This window comes from Bdellovibrio sp. BIS2, from assembly GCF_055398295.1.
Genome location: NZ_AP035879.1, coordinates 2,722,898 through 2,737,772, shown reverse-complemented (window position 1 = coordinate 2,737,772; position 14,875 = coordinate 2,722,898). Strand labels below are relative to the sequence as shown.

The window sequence follows — 14,875 nt, the reverse complement described above, 5'->3', positions numbered from 1 at the left end:
TGGGGGCCTCCCGGAGGCCCTTATGATCATGAAAATCCTCACATTCCCAGACCCGAAGTTGCGTGAAGTTTCGCAGCCGGTGAAGACTTTTGGACCTGAAATCGCCAAATTGGCTGAAGACATGGTTGAAACCATGTACCACGCCAACGGGATCGGTCTGGCAGCCCCGCAAGTGGGTGAGCTGGTTCGCATGGTGGTGATCGACACTCGTCCCAAAGACGAAAAGGGCCGCCGCTACAAATACGAAGAAATGACCGAACTGGAAGCGGCGGTAAAACAACCGCTGATTCTGATCAATCCAGAAATCGTCAAAGGCGAAGGCAAGACCACTTTCGATGAAGGCTGTCTGTCCATCCCTGGCTATTACGAAACAGTGGAACGCTACAACTACATCGAAATGAAAGCTTTCGATGTGAATGGCAAAGAGTACATCGTGAAAACCGACGGTCTGCTTGCGATCTGCATGCAGCACGAAATGGATCACCTTGAAGGCACTTTGTTCATCGATCACCTGAGCTTCGTCAAAGGCAACAAAATCAAAAATCAAATCAAGAAGTACGGCTACCCTGTTAAAAAAGAAAAAGAAGGGGATGCTACAACAGCTGACGAAGAAAAGTGTGAAGTGTGAGCAAGGTCCGCGTCTGTTTTCTAGGAACCCCTGAATTTGCCGTGACCTCTTTGAAAGCTCTGTTGTCTGATGAGCACTTTGAGGTCGTGGGTGTTGTCACCCAGCCTGACCGCCCTGCCGGTCGTAAACTCCAACTGACTCCAAGTCCCGTAAAAGCTCTGGCTCAAGCCCACAACCTAAAGGTTTTGGCGCCTGAGTCGTTGAAAGCCAATCCACTGATGCTTCAGGAAATCAAAACCTGGGGAGCTGAGGTGGCGGTGGTGGTGGCCTTTGGCCAGATCCTGACTCAGGAATTTTTGGATTCATTCCGTTTTGGTTGTGTGAATGTGCACGGATCTGTTTTGCCACGCTGGCGTGGGGCGGCTCCGATCCAAAGAGCCATCGAAGCCGGAGACGTCGAAAGTGGCGTGACCCTGCAGAAGATGGTCAAAAAATTGGATGCCGGTGACATCATTGGCATTCGTCGTGTGAAAATCACTCCGGACATGAACGCTTTGCAGTTGCATGATGTGCTGGCCCAGTTGGGGGCAGAACTTCTGCAAGTGGAACTGATGGATTATGTTCGTGGCAATCTGGCGCCGACACCTCAGGATGAATCCAAGGTGACGATGGCGAAAAAAATCGAAAAGATGGAATCCCAGATCGACTGGAACACGTCCGCCAAAGCCATCGACGGAAAGATCCGCGGCTTTGTTTACGGGCCGGGGACGTACACTTTGTTGCAGGGTAAGAAATTGAAACTGCACAGAGCCACAGTCACGCGTGATGGTGGCTCTATCGGCAGTGCCAAGCCTGGTACGATCACCGCCATTCACGACGACCACATTTCGGTGGCAACCGGTGACGGTGTTTTGCAATTGTTTGAAGTTCAGCCGGAAAGCCGCAACCGCATGGCGATTGCTGATTTCCTGAAAGGTCATGCTTTGAAAGTGGGGGATCAGCTTGGCGTCTAAGATGGTGGCTCCTTCCATTTTGTCGGCGGACTTTGCCAATCTTGAAAAAGAGATCAAGGCCGTGGCTCAGGCCGGTGCGGACTGGATTCACGTCGACGTGATGGACGGACGCTTTGTGCCGAATATCACCATTGGTATTCCGGTGGTGAAGGCGCTTAAAAAAGTGTCGCCACTTCCTTTGGATGTGCATCTGATGATTGAAGAGCCTGAACGCTATGTGGAAGAATTCGTGAAAGCGGGCAGTGACTATCTGACCATTCATGTGGAGTCCACCAAAGACGCCGCAGGGACTTTGAAACGCATTCGTGAATTGGGTGCGAAACCCGGCATCACCCTTCGCCCGCGTACTGCGGTGGAAGAAGTTTTGCCTCTGCTGCCATTGTGCGATCTGGTGCTGGTGATGACCGTAGAGCCGGGCTTTGGCGGTCAGTCTTTCATGAATGATCAGGTGGCGAAGATCACTCGTTTGCGTCAGGAAATTTCCTCTAGGAATTTGTCCTGCCTGATTGAGGTTGATGGCGGTATCAACGCAGAGACTGCGAAGATCTGCCACGAAGCGGATGTGTTCGTTGCCGGCAGTTATGTTTTTGGCAAGGAATACGGATCAGCGATTGCCAGTCTTAAAGGGTCGTAAAACGGACGACCCTCTTCCAGATAAATGGCCCCCAGTCCCTGTTCTTGCGCCAGTATCACACTGTGCACGCGGCGGCTGACAATCGGGGTGAGCATTTCCAGGGCCTTTTCAACGGCGACAAATTTGAAATCTTTTATTTCATACATGGGCAGGCGGATGTTTTGCGCCTGATATTCAGTCAGGTCTTTGGCGGAAAAAAGCAGTTGCATGTATTCGCCTTTGACATCGCGGTTGCTGACATAGTCGATGGCCAGCAGTGAACCGGCTTGGATGTTTAATCCGAGCTCTTCCTTTAGTTCCCGTTGCAAAGCTTCGCTCGGGGACTCTTCAGCCTCGACGGTGCCTCCGGGCAGAATCCAGGCCGGGTTGTAGGTGGGTTGTACGATCAAAAGATCGCCTTTATAAAACAGCAGTGCGCCCACTCCGATGCGTTTTTTTGGCAATGAGGCGTAGTATTCACGGTCATCTTTGTAACTTCGTAACATAAGCGCTCCAAAGTCGGGTGTGTCTGGACTGGGCTTTCGGTAGGGTGGGGTTTCGGTCATTGACCCTGCGAAAGAGTCTCTTCAAAATTCTAAAGGATGCCTAAATTTTTTGGGTTACAAAAGGAGAAGACTTTATGAAAAAGCTCTTGGTCATGTTGGCTGTTGTTATGGGTTTCGGGAGCGTATCTCACGCAGACATTCTGCTAGAGCCGTATCTTGGTTACGAAATGGGTAAAACCACAGATCCAGATGGGAAAATCGACGGAACGCAATTAGGTGTGCGTTTGGCGTACAGATCCCCAGTGATGTTCTGGGCGGGTCTTGATGGCACCCTGGGTTTGAGCGGTACTTTCAAGCCAGACACTGGCAGCGATGAAACTGCGAAAAGAACAACTGTATACGGTGTTGTGGGCCTTGATTTCCCGATCCTTGTTCGCGCATGGTTGGGTTATGGTTTCATGAATGACATCGATCTTGAAGACAGCGGCAAAATGAAAGGTAAAGCAACTAAATTGGGCGTAGGCTTCACTGGGTTGCCATTCCTTTCTTTGAACGTGGAATACCTGAAAGAGGAATTCGACGAAATTGAAGGTATCGATATCGACGCGAAAAACGAATCCGTCGTTGTATCCGTATCCCTGCCTCTGGAATTCTAAAAACCAATCAAATTCCAATCCCAAAGCCACTCCCACGGAGTGGCTTTTTTCGTTTAAAAGGTGCCTGGTGACTTTTTACACCTACGCCGCGTCAAAAAGGGCTGAAAATGCTGCGCTGTAGACGTAAAAAGTCACCAGGCACCTTTTCGATTCTTTGCCAGTTTTAGAGTGTTTGCGTTAGGATGCGGGCTTCTTAAGAGAGGCTCTGAATATGCAAATTACTGGTGAGAATATCACGCTCGAAAACCTATATGAAATCGCTCACAACCCTTCCATCAAAGCGGAGCTTTCTGCTTCTGGAAGAGCCAATATGCAAAAGTCCCGCGACTATATCGAGGGTCGTATTGCCAGTGGTGAAGTGATGTACGGTGTGAACACCGGCTTTGGTGCTTTTTCTTCCGTGCGCATCTCGGATGCTGAAATCGAACAACTGCAAAGAAATCTGATTCGTTCCCACTCCATGGGTATCGGCGCTCCGTTCACGAAAACGGAAACTCGCGCGATGATGGTTCTGCGTGCGAATGCTTTGGCCAAAGGCCACAGCGGTATTCGTCCACTGGTTGTAGAAAAAATTCTTGAGTTCCTGAATAACGACATCATCCCGGTGGTTCCTTCTCAAGGTTCCGTGGGCGCGTCGGGGGATTTGGCTCCGCTGTCTCACCTGGCTTTGACCATCATCGGTGAAGGTGAGGCGTGGGGTGCAGACGGCAAACCCGTCCACGTGACTGAACTGTTGAAACAAAAAGGCATCACTCCGCTGGAGCTGAAAGCCAAAGAAGGTCTTTCCATGATCAATGGCTGTCAGGTGATGACCTCCATTGGCCTTTTGTCTTTGTGGGAAAATCGCCGCCTGTTGTGGTTGGCGGATCTTGCCGGTGCGATGTCTTTGGAAGGTTTGCGTGGTTCCAGAAAGCCATTTGATCCATTGATTCAAGCCAGCCGTCCTCATGCGGGTGAAGGTAAAACCGGTCGCAATCTGATCAAGCTTATGGGCGAAACCAGCCCGATCGCGGAAAGCCATGCGGTGAATGACCCGCGCGTTCAGGATGCGTACTCTCTTCGTTGTATGCCGGCTGTTCACGGTGCTGCGAAAGATGCTTTGAGATACGCGGTGAAGGTTCTGGAAACAGAAGCGAACTCTTCCACCGACAATCCGCTGGTGTTTGCGGATGCGAACAAAGTTCTTTCCTGCGGGAACTTCCACGGTATGCCAGTGGCCCACGCGATGGACTTTGCGGGGATTGCTTTGTCATCCCAGGCCAGCATCAGCGAATGCCGTATTTCCAAAATGATTTCCACCCAGATGAGTGAGCTTCCTCCATTCCTGACTCCAAACGGGGGCTTGAATTCCGGTCACATGATCGTGCAGGTGGCAGCCGCATCCCTGGTCAGCGAAAACAAAGTGTTGGCACATCCGGCGAGCGTGGACTCCATTCCGACGTCTGCGGAAAAAGAAGACCACGTTTCCATGGGCACTATCGCGGCTCGCAAATTCGCACAGATTCTGCGTAACGCGGAAAATGTGGTGGCGATGGAATTGTTGTCTGCAACTCAGGCTCTGGATCTGTTGGCTCCGCTGAAACCGTCTGCTGCGGTGAAGGCTGCGCACGAACACATTCGCAAGACTGTGCCGTTTGCGAAAGAAGACCGCATTTTCTCTAAAGATGTTGAGGCGATCAAAGCCATGATGGTGTCTGGAGAACTGATGGCCGTTGTGGAAAACGCGGTCGGCAAACTGGAATGGTAATTTTAATAACTTAATATCTGTCGCACTGCTTAAGCAAAAGTAAGCAGGTACCTTTTGGGAGGGATTATGTCTCGAGTAGTTAAGGCCCCTACGGGCAATAAGATGGTGTGTAAGGGGTGGTTGCAGGAAGCGGCTTACCGTATGATTCAGAACAATCTGGACCCGGTGATTGCTGAGCATCCGGAAAATTTGGTTGTCTATGGTGGTATCGGTAAAGCGGCTCGTAACTGGGAATCTTTCGACAAGATTCTGGAAGCGTTGAAAGAGCTTGAAAATGACGAGACTCTTTTGGTTCAGTCCGGCAAACCTATCGGTATTCTGAAAACACACGAAGACGCTCCTCGCGTGCTTCTGGCGAACTCCAACCTTGTGCCTAAATGGGCGACGTGGGAGCACTTCAACGAACTCGATAAAAAAGGTCTGATGATGTACGGTCAGATGACGGCGGGTTCCTGGATCTATATCGGAACTCAAGGGATCATCCAGGGGACTTATGAGTCCTTCGTGGAAGCCGGTCGTCAGCACTTTGGCGGTAACCTTACCGGCCGCGTGATTTTGACAGCGGGCTTGGGTGGCATGGGTGGCGCGCAACCACTGGCTGGCGTTTTTGCCGGTGCCTGCGTTCTTGCGGTTGAAATTGATCCAACTCGTATCCAAAAACGTCTTGAAACCAAGTACGTGGATGAAGTGGCGACAGACCTTGACGACGCTTTGGCGCGTATCAAGAAGTACACGGCTGCCGGCGAAGCCAAATCCATCGCTTTGCAAGGCAACATGGCGACGGTGATCCATCAATTGATTGAGAAAAACTTCACTCCGGATCTTCTGACCGATCAGACATCCGCGCACGATCCATTGGTGGGTTATATCCCAGAAGGTTACACCGTAGAGACGGCGAAGACCTTCCGTGAAAATGACCAAAAAGCTTATTTGAAAGCGGCTTATGATTCCATGGCGAAACACGTTCGCGGCATGCTGGCGATGAAAGATCGCGGTGCTGTGACATTTGACTATGGTAACAACCTGCGCGCGCGTGCTCAGGAAGCGGGCGTTGAAAATGCCTTCGACTATCCAGGCTTCGTTCCGGCGTTCATCCGTCCTTTGTTCTGCAAAGGTTCTGGCCCGTTCCGCTGGGTGGCTTTGTCTGGTGATCCAAATGATATCAAGGTCACTGACGATGCCATGAGAAAACTATTCCCGCACAAGAAAGACCTGCTGCGCTGGTTGGACATGGCGGAAGAGCGCATTGCCTTCCAGGGCTTGCCAGCACGTATCTGCTGGTTGGAATACGGAGAGCGTGCGAAAGCGGGCTTGATGTTCAATCAACTGGTGGCGGAAGGTAAAGTGAAAGCTCCGATCGTTATCGGTCGAGATCACTTGGACTGCGGATCTGTGGCGTCTCCAAATCGCGAAACCGAAGCGATGAAAGACGGATCTGACGCTGTCAGCGACTGGGCGTTGTTGAATGCACTTGTGAACACCGCTTGTGGTGCCACTTGGGTCAGCTTGCACCACGGTGGTGGTGTGGGCATGGGTTACAGCCAGCACGCGGGTCAGGTGATCGTTGCTGACGGTACGGAAAAGGCCGCACGTCGTCTGGAAAGAGTGTTAACTGCCGATCCAGCAATGGGTGTATTTAGACATTTGGACGCAGGTTATGAATTGGCTCACGACGTAGCAAAAGAACGCGGTGTCCGCAGTCTTTGGTTGTAAGCGGCCACAGCCGGCAGAGCTGTAGCGCTGCCAAGCGCGCAAGCTGAAGCAGCTCTCGCACTGTATGCGATCACATAAATGAATTATTCAAAGGCGTTGGATTTCCTCCAGCGCCTTTTTTATTTCGGTCACAAAAGCATTATGTGACTTCGCAAAAAATAATTTTGTGAGTCCTCTCTGATTTTCTTCTCACATTCATATCGTCTTTAAATGAGACCCGAAAGTCTTGCCATCTTCTGCTAATCATCAGACCATTATTACATGATGTTCTTTAATTATTAGGAGGACTCCTATGAAATCGACAGCGAAAGCAGTGGCGATCAATCGCGCTGTAAATATGAAAGCAGTGAAGCTGCTAATAAGCCTTTTTGTTTTGTTGCTTCTGTTTGTGTTCAACTTTGAAGCCAAAGCTCAAGCCCCGGATGTTGTGCGAGTTGGAAATCTGAAGTTCGCTCACTATGGTGCGATCAGCTACATGAGTGAGTACTGCACCAAGTACAACCTGAAAGTGACCGAGCGTGTGTTCGCAAAAGGCATTGATATCATGCCGGCGATTATCGCTGGTGAAATCGACGTGGCCGCCAGCGCGGCGGATGCGGCGATTGCCGGTCGTTCGGGCGGAGTGCCTATTTATGCCGTGGCGGGCTTTGCTGAGGGCGGCGCGCGTATCGTGATCCGTCCGGATCTGGGCATCAAGTCGGTGAAAGACTTTAAAGGTAAAAAAGTCGGTGTCGCCCGCGGTGGGGCGCAGGAGTTGTTGTTGTTGGCAGAACTTGCCAAGCACAATCTGACCTGGTCCGATCAGCCGGGTAAAGACGTGCGCATTGTGTACATGGCCTTCGCCGATCTGAATCAGGCCTTGCAGGCAAAGAACATCGACGCCATGGCGCAGAGTGAGCCTCAGGCCTCTCAGGCGATCAACAAAGGTTTCGGCGTCGAGCTGCTGAAGCCGTATGACACTCCAATGGGTGAACCAATCCGTACATTGGTGATGACAGAAAAAATGTACAACACCAAAAAACCAGTCGCGGAAAGATTCATGAAGTGCTTCGTGGAAGCGACCAAGGCATTCATCGAAAAGCCGGAGCTGGCTGAAAAATACGTGATCGAAAAAATGTTCAAAAACCAGATCACTTCCCAGGACTTCAAGGATGCTATCGGAAACTCTCCGTACACTTATGATCTGACCGTTGAGCACATTCAGATCACCACCGACTTTATGGTGAAATACGGTGTGGGTCGTATGCAGAAGCCGCCAAAAGCTTCTGACTGGGTGAAGCTGGATCTGTTGACGGATGCCAAAAAGGCATTGGGTGTGAAGTAGGTGAGTATGAAGAAGGATCAAGGATTGCTATCTAAACTCAAAGGTGTCTGGGTACCGGCGATTGTGATTATATTGTGGGAAGTCGTGGTGCGCGCAGGCTGGGTGAATCCTCAGGTCCTTCCGGCGCCCTCGGCAGTCCTCGTCAAGTGGTACCAGTATCTGATGCCACTGGAGGCTTACGATCCCGCGCAAGGTTCGAAGTTTGCCTGGTATTTCTCGGGCGAACTGATTCGCGATCTTTGGGAAAGCTTCTATCGTGTGTTCCTGGGCTTTGTGATCGGTGGGGGCCTGGCTTTGCCGCTGGGGCTTTTGATGGGGGCAAGCCAGCGCATTTATGATTATATGAATCCGCTGATTCAAGTTCTGCGTCCGATTCCGCCGATTGCCTACATTCCTTTGGCGATCTTGTGGTTCGGACTGGGGAATCCTCCGGCTGTGTTCCTGATTGCCTTGGGTGCCTTCTTCCCGGTTCTTATGAACACCATTGTGGGCGTGCGTGCGGTGGACAGCATCTATATCCGTGCCGGAAAAAATCTGGGTGCGGGATCTTTCCTGATGTTTAGAAAAATCATCGTACCTGCGGCGATGCCGTACATTTTAAGCGGTGTGCGCATCGGCATCGGTACGGGGTTCATTTGTATGATCGTGGCTGAAATGATCGCGGTGAACAACGGTCTGGGGTATCGCATTCTGGAGGCCCGCGAATACTTCTGGTCTGACAAGATTATTGCCGGAATGTTCTCTATCGGTCTGTTGGGGCTTGCGATCGACACTGTCGTCAGCCGTTTGAATAACTATCTGCTGCGCTGGCATCGAGGTCTTGAATAATGTCGAATCCAACACAAATCGAAATCAAACATGTTTCCAAAGTTTTCAAAGGCTCCGAACAGGATGTGATTGCCTTGAAGGATATTGACTTCAATATCCCGGAAGGGCAGTTCGTTTGTCTGCTGGGGCCTTCAGGTTGTGGCAAGAGCACTCTTTTAAACGCCATTGCCGGGTTCTCGCTGCCCTCGGACGGTGACGTCTTCGTCGGTGGTCATAAAATCGTGGAACCGGGACCTGACCGCGGCATGGTGTTTCAAGAGTACGCTCTGTTCCCATGGATGACGGTCGAAGACAACATCACCTTTGGCCTTAAAATCAAAAACGCCCCGCCAGATCAGATTGAACAAAAGCTGCAGCAGCTTTTGAAAACGCTGAAGCTGACAGACTTTAGAAAACGCTTCCCGAAAGACCTTTCCGGGGGGATGAGACAGCGTGTGGCGATTGCCCGCGTATTGGCCCTGGATCCGCCGATTATGCTGATGGATGAACCGTTTGGTGCATTGGATGCCCTTACCCGTCGAAGTCTGCAGGATGAATTGTTGAAAATCTGGAGCGAGCTGAAGAAAACCGTGGTGTTTGTCACTCACAGTATCGAAGAAGCTATTTATCTGGCGGATCGTATTATTGTGATGAGCTATCGTCCGGGCACAGTGAAAAAAGACGTGACCGTGCAGATCCCGCGTCCGCGCAATCCCGCAGATGTTGATTTTAACAATCTAAAACGTGAGTTGTCGCAGATGGTGATGGCAGAGCAAAATCGCTTCGAGATGGCCCAGATGATGGGTTCGACCGGAGACTGAGTTATTCGTCCGTAGGGGAGCCGGGGGTTACACTTCTATTTGTGGTCACCCGGCTTCGGCTCATTTGGTGCAGTTTGTGTCCGAAGTGGTGCAACAGCATACCCAAGAATGAAAAACCAATTCCCAAAACCAGTGTTGTCGTTGTTGAAACAAATGCCAGATTCAGGAACTCTTTGATCGACGGTGCTTCTGTGTAGGACAGCTTCAGGCTGTTACGAATCAAAAGTGGCAGGATGTATCCCAGGGTCATCAGCAGGGAGTTTTCCAGAATGTGGATGAATCTGCGCGCCAGCAATCCGTTCATGACGAACAACAAGCACAGAAAATTGACTGAATCTCCAATGATTTCCCAGCTCAGCGCTTGGTACACCAAAACCAGCGAGCCCGAAAAGAAGAGGGTGTAATAGACCCACAAACTTCGGCTGTGCAAAAAAGAACCGCTTTTTGTCATGCAATAGACCCTCTGGGTTTAATCTTAACAGAGGGTCTGTGGAATGAAATATTGTGACGGATTATTAATCCCTGACAGGACCTAAGAGCAGGTCCTAAGTCTTACTGGCAAAGGCAGTCTTTATAACGGCAGGACAGAATTTTGCCATGGTTGTTGTATTGGAACTCGAACACGACGTTGTCATGCTTTTCCAGGTTCACCGTGGTCTTGTCTTTGAGTTCCAGAACGGACTTCACTTCGTGGCGGCTGACTTTACCCAGGGCCAGCAGTGACTCCAGGGTTTCATCGCCCTTCAGGGCCAGGCGCTCCGGGTATCCTTCCGCATCCAGTTTAAAGAAGCGGATTTCCACTTTGTCTTTGGCATTGGTGTTGTCGGCGGTGATCAGGTGCACGCGGCGCAAAGATCCATCCGGCAAAGTCAGGTGGTAGTTTTCCAGAGAGATTTCTTCTTTGGCAACACCGACACTTTTTTGCAGGTATTCCATCAGGGCTTCCGGGGTGGCGATAGCTTGAGCCGCCACTTCCGGAGCACAGGCCTGCAAAGAAGCCAGGAAGGTGTCTTTGCCGGAATCGTTCTGAACTTGCGCATTGCCTTTTTCACCCAGGAAGCTGTCGTCGCCCGCAGTGGTTGCTGGGGTGGCTTCTGTTGCTGCGGCTTTTTCGCCTTCCGCTATTTGCAAAGCTTCCTGCTGCTTTTGATGGAAAAGAATATGCAGGAAGTAATAGTCCGTTGCCACGCCCAGTGCAAAGAGCACCAGGCCCCAAGTGATCCATGTGCTAAGTTTAGTCGATCTCATAATTCCTTTTTATTCCTGAGTTAAATCTGGAGCCCAATGGTCCCATGATTGGCAGGTTCTTGCACGCTGCGAAGGCCCACGAGCCTCACCCCAGCGGTACTCACCACCGTCATGTGGATTGTTGGAAATCAGACCTTGGAACAAACGGCGTTTGAACTCTGCCAGATCCATTTTGCGGCCTGGAAGGTAATCCACCACGCACACGGAAGCAGAAGTCACAGTCTGAGCTGCCATGCGGGAAGTTTCCTGAGCCGCAGACAAAGAAATCGCCGGGAAGATTTTGTCCAATTGAGCTTTTGTGGAAGCGCTCAACTGGTTGCCACCGTTGATTTGCAGGATTTCTTTGTATGCGCGACGCAAAGACATGAAGTCGTCAAAGATACGACGGTCACGGTTTGGCGTGGAGTATGTGTCATAAGTAGCATAGTCCATGCACTTGTTGTTGCGCTTCAAATAGTCCAGACCTTCATTGATGGAAGTCACACGGTCCGCAAAACCAGAACAAGTGGTTTTGATCAGACGAGCCACCAACTGGTCATCGGTTTCTTGGCGCAGAGCCAGGCGGCTTTGCACGTGGCGAACCCATTTGTTCAATGGAATTTTGAACTGCTCATCGCTGTAGCCTGGGGACTGCCAAACGGGTTTGTTCAATGCAGAAGCCGGTCTCCAGTAACGGAAGCCCGCGCCGCTGTTCACAGAGTAATCGCCCTCAAACACCCAGTCGGGATTTGGCCAGGACTGGCGCTCTTGCAGGCCGTAACCAGAGTTTGCACCCACAACAGAGTTGTAAACCAAATACGGAACACCGATCGGCAGGATTTCTTTGATCGTCCAAGAGTGATGGTTCTTTTTTGAAGTCGCCATCAAACCGCCAGAGCGGATCGTGTTACGGTTGATTGCTACCGGATAAGTATCGTTCGGAAGAGAACGCGTGGACATCACACCATAGATATACCAAAGGAAATTGCGCACGCGCTGATTTTCACTTTGGCCATCCCAACGGCTCATTTTATTGGAGATTGTTTTGCCAGCCGCTGTCGGATCCTGAGCCACGAAGGGCAGGCGGTTTTCATAGGCAAAGATAATACGCATGGAATAAACCGTGTCAGCACAGTCCACACGCAGGCCATAGTAAGGATTGCTTTGGCCGTTGCGCAAAGACTTGCGAGAGAAGAAGTCCGTGCGCCATTCTGCGCGAACCCATTCCGCATAGCGGTCTTCATAGGCCTGGGACCATTCGTTGACCTCAGTCCAAACAGCCGCTTTGGCTGCCGTTCCCATCAACAACATTACAAAAATTAAGAGACTACGAAGCATTTTACCCCCTCGAGTGTTACACCGGGGCAGGGGTATATTGCTGGCAGGTAAGGATCAATGGAATTATTATAGTGCGTCGTGTGTCATCTCGAATTTTATACCGCGCCTCGCTAGTATGCCGCGTTATCTATGCGAAGACTCATCCAGCTCACCTTTTTTGTGGTCACTTTGTCCCTTTTGGCTTGTCAGTCAAAAGAGGAGCCCCTCACTCGGGAAAGCCGTCTTTCCAAGGGCCATCAATTGATCGATCAGGGGCGCTGGGACGAGGCCATTGAGTACCTGACCAAGCTAGAGCAGCAGGATCCGCATCTGCACGTGAGGCTGGCGCTGGCGTCCGCCTATGCCGGCCGGGCGGGGGTGCGCATCGAAAAGATCTATTCCTTTGTGGTCGTCCGTAACTTGCAACCCACGGCAGTGTCTTTGGCAGCGGTTCGCGTGGACCAAAAGACTCAGGAGCTGATGCAGTCCCTGGGCCGCTATGCTGCCCAGTGGGAGAAAATCCCGGAAGTTAAAGCCTCGGGTCGCGAGGACTTAACCCAAGCCCTGCAGGTTCTGGCGGATCAACCCGAAGCCGGGGCACGCCTTTATGCGGCGACCTTGCGGGTGGTCCTTTTAAAGTCCGTCGTCAATGAAGGTCTTTTGAACTGGCAGGTGGTGCGCAGTCAGAAAATCTGTTCGGATATCGTGCAGCCTTACTATGAGTGGGCGTTGCAGTTGCTGGAACATCTGATTGTGATCAGTCAGGATCTGACTTCCGCGTTCCCCGAGAAAAAAGCTGAATTCAGCCGCTACACGGAAGACCTGCAAAAGTTTAAAAAAGAAGCCGAGACGGTCCCGTGGCCGCAGGAAAAAATATGCTTCTAAGAATTCTTTCGGCCCTCTTTTTGACATGGACTGCCGTCTTCGCTCAGGCGGCGACGTATTCTCCGGCCATTCGTGATGGGGGCAGTCGTTTCTTGGCGCGGTCACTGGGCAGTGCCTGCTATTCAATGGACAGTCTGCGCCGCGGTCTTCCGTGCAATCCCGCGTATGTCGCAAAAGAAAAATCCCCGCGCTTTGATACCGACCTGCTTCTGGGCAGCAACATGGAATACCTGCGTGAAGCAGAGGCTTTATTAAACGGAACCAGCGACGAAGCTTCAGTGGCAAAAATGTTTTCCCGTCGTGAAGCGGTGGATGGCGAAATTTCCATCGAAGCCTCGTTTCAGCGTCCGACCTGGGGAATTTCCGTTGAGCCTTATCGTCTGGTGTACGTCTATCAGTTTGAAAACTCGTCCTTACCGATGGTGGATATGATCGCTTCGGAAGAACAAAGCATCAAAGCCCAGTTGGCCAGTTTCACGGCCGGAAACTTCTATGCAGGTTTGCAGCTTCGCTACACGCATGTGAAGTACGTCGGGAACTATTTCTCGGTGGTTGAAGCCCTCGCCGGAGACCGGGATGAACTTTTTGAAATTCATAATCAGGACATTTTGTATGTCGAACCGGGTCTTTTGTATGCCTGGGAAGAGGCTCCATGGGAGCCGCAGATTTCCGCCATGCTTTCCCAATGGGGTGTCAGTGATAAAAAGTCCGAGCAGTATCCCATTCGGCCTCAGGGTTTATTGGGGGCTTCAGTAAAGCCTGCTGTCCCGCTGGGTCTGTTGGAAGTCGGCGTGCAGTTTCAAGTGCACAACGAAACTGAAAACTTCCAGGATGCTGTTCGCGGGGCGGTGACCTATCAACTGGGTGTTCTGCAAGGGGTGCTCAGCGCTTCGCAGTACGATCAGGCCGCCGCGTTTTTGGCGACGTACAAAAGCTTTTCCACGGGTCTTTCTTATTGGAGTGAGCGCGAAAACAAGTCCGTCTTTGTGCAGTTCGGGGTGAGCCTGTGAGGTTTTTGATCTTTCTGGTCTTTTTGCTTTTTTTAAGTGGAGAGTCCTTCGCCGGAGATCGCCGCGATGTGGATTATTCCGGTCCCTCCAATTGGAATGAATTCCGCACCTTTGTTCAGAAGCAACAGCAAGAAGACGAGCAGGCGGGTGTGGCTTACATGATTTCCGGCGCGATTGCGGCGATTGGGGGCACGGTTGGTTATCAGCAGTCCGAGGAAGTTTTTAGTCGCACGATCTTTGCCATCACCTCGAACGTGGGATTGGCGGCGATAGGTCTTGGCGCAACTTATTACTATACTGGCAATGAAATGGACTCGTTCTTTTACGCCATTGACGGATCATCGTTGTCCCTGGCCGAAAAGAATGAGGTTCTGCAGCGGTTTTTGCTGAAAGAGCGCGAAGAAAAAGAAAAGCGCAAATGGATTCGGGTGGCCACGCATGCCTTGCTGGCTGCCGCCAATATCTATAGCGCCACTCAGGAAGAAAACAGCGACGTGCGGTCGGTGTTTTATTTCCTGGGCGGAGCCAACACCTTGTTGGCTGTGACCTACAGTTTCTAACTTAAAATTAGCGGCGGTTTTTGCAGCAGTAAGGGACAATCGGCAGCGAACCATCTTGAGTGGTTGCAAAGGTGAATGTTCCTGCGGCCCATGTGTTGCTTGCTGCCG

The 14,875-nt window shown here is 51.2% G+C and carries 16 protein-coding genes; 12 read left to right on the top strand and 4 right to left on the bottom strand.

Annotated features, from left to right (window positions below; genetic code table 11):
* Positions 1 to 22 precede the first annotated feature (22 nt).
* Genes def through rpe form a run of 3 tightly spaced genes read left to right on the top strand, consistent with a single transcriptional unit; the run spans position 23 to position 2,215 of the window.
* The gene (gene def, locus ACZ520_RS13075; protein WP_011165147.1) at positions 23 to 628 is read left to right on the top strand and encodes a peptide deformylase; all 606 of its coding nucleotides are present in this window, start codon (positions 23 to 25) and stop codon (positions 626 to 628) included.
* Entirely contained in the window at positions 625 to 1,581 is a 957-nt protein-coding gene (fmt, locus tag ACZ520_RS13070) for a methionyl-tRNA formyltransferase (protein WP_088564647.1), read from the top strand. Before def ends, fmt begins: the two co-directional genes overlap by 4 nt.
* 1 nt (position 1,582) lies before the next feature.
* Positions 1,583 to 2,215 (top strand): ribulose-phosphate 3-epimerase, encoded by a 633-nt coding sequence (gene rpe, locus ACZ520_RS13065; protein WP_416480771.1) that lies wholly within the window; start codon positions 1,583 to 1,585, stop codon positions 2,213 to 2,215.
* On the opposite strand, the gene ACZ520_RS13060 is transcribed toward rpe, so the two are convergent.
* Entirely contained in the window at positions 2,161 to 2,700 is a 540-nt protein-coding gene (locus tag ACZ520_RS13060; protein WP_157678732.1) for an NUDIX domain-containing protein, read from the bottom strand. The genes rpe and ACZ520_RS13060 overlap by 55 nt on opposite strands.
* 134 nt (positions 2,701 to 2,834) lie before the next feature.
* On the opposite strand from ACZ520_RS13060, the gene ACZ520_RS13055 reads away from it, so the two are divergent.
* The 6 genes from ACZ520_RS13055 (at position 2,835) to ACZ520_RS13030 (ending at position 9,768) form a co-directional block, all read left to right on the top strand.
* On the top strand, positions 2,835 to 3,356 hold the full coding sequence (locus ACZ520_RS13055; protein ID WP_464125974.1) for an outer membrane beta-barrel protein: 522 nt from the start codon (positions 2,835 to 2,837) through the stop codon (positions 3,354 to 3,356).
* Positions 3,357 to 3,567: 211 nt separating this feature from the next.
* Positions 3,568 to 5,103 (top strand): histidine ammonia-lyase, encoded by a 1,536-nt coding sequence (gene hutH, locus ACZ520_RS13050; RefSeq protein WP_088564650.1) that lies wholly within the window; start codon positions 3,568 to 3,570, stop codon positions 5,101 to 5,103.
* Positions 5,104 to 5,169: 66 nt separating this feature from the next.
* The gene (hutU, locus tag ACZ520_RS13045; RefSeq protein WP_088564651.1) at positions 5,170 to 6,816 is read left to right on the top strand and encodes a urocanate hydratase; all 1,647 of its coding nucleotides are present in this window, start codon (positions 5,170 to 5,172) and stop codon (positions 6,814 to 6,816) included.
* 292 nt (positions 6,817 to 7,108) lie between these two features.
* Complete coding sequence (locus ACZ520_RS13040) at positions 7,109 to 8,140, top strand: ABC transporter substrate-binding protein (protein ID WP_416480233.1); 1,032 nt, start codon at positions 7,109 to 7,111, stop codon at positions 8,138 to 8,140.
* Positions 8,141 to 8,146: 6 nt separating this feature from the next.
* A complete protein-coding gene (locus tag ACZ520_RS13035) occupies positions 8,147 to 8,968 on the top strand; it encodes an ABC transporter permease (protein WP_088564653.1) in 822 nt (273 codons plus the stop codon).
* Positions 8,968 to 9,768: an ABC transporter ATP-binding protein gene (locus ACZ520_RS13030; protein ID WP_088564654.1), complete on the top strand. Its 801-nt coding sequence runs from the start codon at positions 8,968 to 8,970 to the stop codon at positions 9,766 to 9,768. The genes ACZ520_RS13035 and ACZ520_RS13030 overlap by 1 nt, the downstream gene beginning before the upstream one ends.
* A gap of 1 nt (position 9,769) precedes the next feature.
* On the opposite strand, the gene ACZ520_RS13025 is transcribed toward ACZ520_RS13030, so the two are convergent.
* From ACZ520_RS13025 to ACZ520_RS13015, 3 genes are all read right to left on the bottom strand, one after another.
* Positions 9,770 to 10,072, bottom strand: coding sequence for a hypothetical protein (locus tag ACZ520_RS13025; protein ID WP_464125970.1), 303 nt, complete (start codon positions 10,070 to 10,072; stop codon positions 9,770 to 9,772).
* 248 nt (positions 10,073 to 10,320) lie between these two features.
* On the bottom strand, positions 10,321 to 11,016 hold the full coding sequence (locus tag ACZ520_RS13020) for a hypothetical protein (RefSeq protein WP_088564655.1): 696 nt from the start codon (positions 11,014 to 11,016) through the stop codon (positions 10,321 to 10,323).
* Between the two features lie 9 nt (positions 11,017 to 11,025).
* Complete coding sequence (locus tag ACZ520_RS13015) at positions 11,026 to 12,306, bottom strand: hypothetical protein (protein WP_464125967.1); 1,281 nt, start codon at positions 12,304 to 12,306, stop codon at positions 11,026 to 11,028.
* A 156-nt stretch (positions 12,307 to 12,462) separates the two neighbouring features.
* Between ACZ520_RS13015 and ACZ520_RS13010 the strand changes: the two genes are divergently transcribed.
* The 3 genes from ACZ520_RS13010 to ACZ520_RS13000 are packed head-to-tail and all read left to right on the top strand — an operon-like array spanning position 12,463 to position 14,767.
* Positions 12,463 to 13,197, top strand: coding sequence for an outer membrane protein assembly factor BamD (locus ACZ520_RS13010; RefSeq protein ID WP_417868843.1), 735 nt, complete (start codon positions 12,463 to 12,465; stop codon positions 13,195 to 13,197).
* Positions 13,188 to 14,207 (top strand): hypothetical protein, encoded by a 1,020-nt coding sequence (locus ACZ520_RS13005; protein WP_374030795.1) that lies wholly within the window; start codon positions 13,188 to 13,190, stop codon positions 14,205 to 14,207. The genes ACZ520_RS13010 and ACZ520_RS13005 overlap by 10 nt, the downstream gene beginning before the upstream one ends.
* Complete coding sequence (locus tag ACZ520_RS13000; RefSeq protein ID WP_088564659.1) at positions 14,204 to 14,767, top strand: hypothetical protein; 564 nt, start codon at positions 14,204 to 14,206, stop codon at positions 14,765 to 14,767. The genes ACZ520_RS13005 and ACZ520_RS13000 overlap by 4 nt, the downstream gene beginning before the upstream one ends.
* Positions 14,768 to 14,875 lie beyond the last annotated feature (108 nt).

Coding starts and splice junctions, on each gene's coding strand:
- ACZ520_RS13055 (WP_464125974.1), top strand. CDS start 2,835: ATGAAAAAGCTCTTGGTCATGTTGGCTGTTGTTATGGGTTTCGGGAGC.
- ACZ520_RS13015 (WP_464125967.1), bottom strand. CDS start 12,306: ATGTTGTTGATGGGAACGGCAGCCAAAGCGGCTGTTTGGACTGAGGTC.
- hutU (WP_088564651.1), top strand. CDS start 5,170: ATGTCTCGAGTAGTTAAGGCCCCTACGGGCAATAAGATGGTGTGTAAG.
- rpe (WP_416480771.1), top strand. CDS start 1,583: ATGGTGGCTCCTTCCATTTTGTCGGCGGACTTTGCCAATCTTGAAAAA.
- ACZ520_RS13060 (WP_157678732.1), bottom strand. CDS start 2,700: ATGTTACGAAGTTACAAAGATGACCGTGAATACTACGCCTCATTGCCA.
- ACZ520_RS13040 (WP_416480233.1), top strand. CDS start 7,109: ATGAAATCGACAGCGAAAGCAGTGGCGATCAATCGCGCTGTAAATATG.
- ACZ520_RS13005 (WP_374030795.1), top strand. CDS start 13,188: ATGCTTCTAAGAATTCTTTCGGCCCTCTTTTTGACATGGACTGCCGTC.
- ACZ520_RS13035 (WP_088564653.1), top strand. CDS start 8,147: ATGAAGAAGGATCAAGGATTGCTATCTAAACTCAAAGGTGTCTGGGTA.
- ACZ520_RS13025 (WP_464125970.1), bottom strand. CDS start 10,072: ATGAACGGATTGCTGGCGCGCAGATTCATCCACATTCTGGAAAACTCC.
- ACZ520_RS13010 (WP_417868843.1), top strand. CDS start 12,463: ATGCGAAGACTCATCCAGCTCACCTTTTTTGTGGTCACTTTGTCCCTT.
- def (WP_011165147.1), top strand. CDS start 23: ATGATCATGAAAATCCTCACATTCCCAGACCCGAAGTTGCGTGAAGTT.
- ACZ520_RS13020 (WP_088564655.1), bottom strand. CDS start 11,016: ATGAGATCGACTAAACTTAGCACATGGATCACTTGGGGCCTGGTGCTC.
- ACZ520_RS13030 (WP_088564654.1), top strand. CDS start 8,968: ATGTCGAATCCAACACAAATCGAAATCAAACATGTTTCCAAAGTTTTC.
- hutH (WP_088564650.1), top strand. CDS start 3,568: ATGCAAATTACTGGTGAGAATATCACGCTCGAAAACCTATATGAAATC.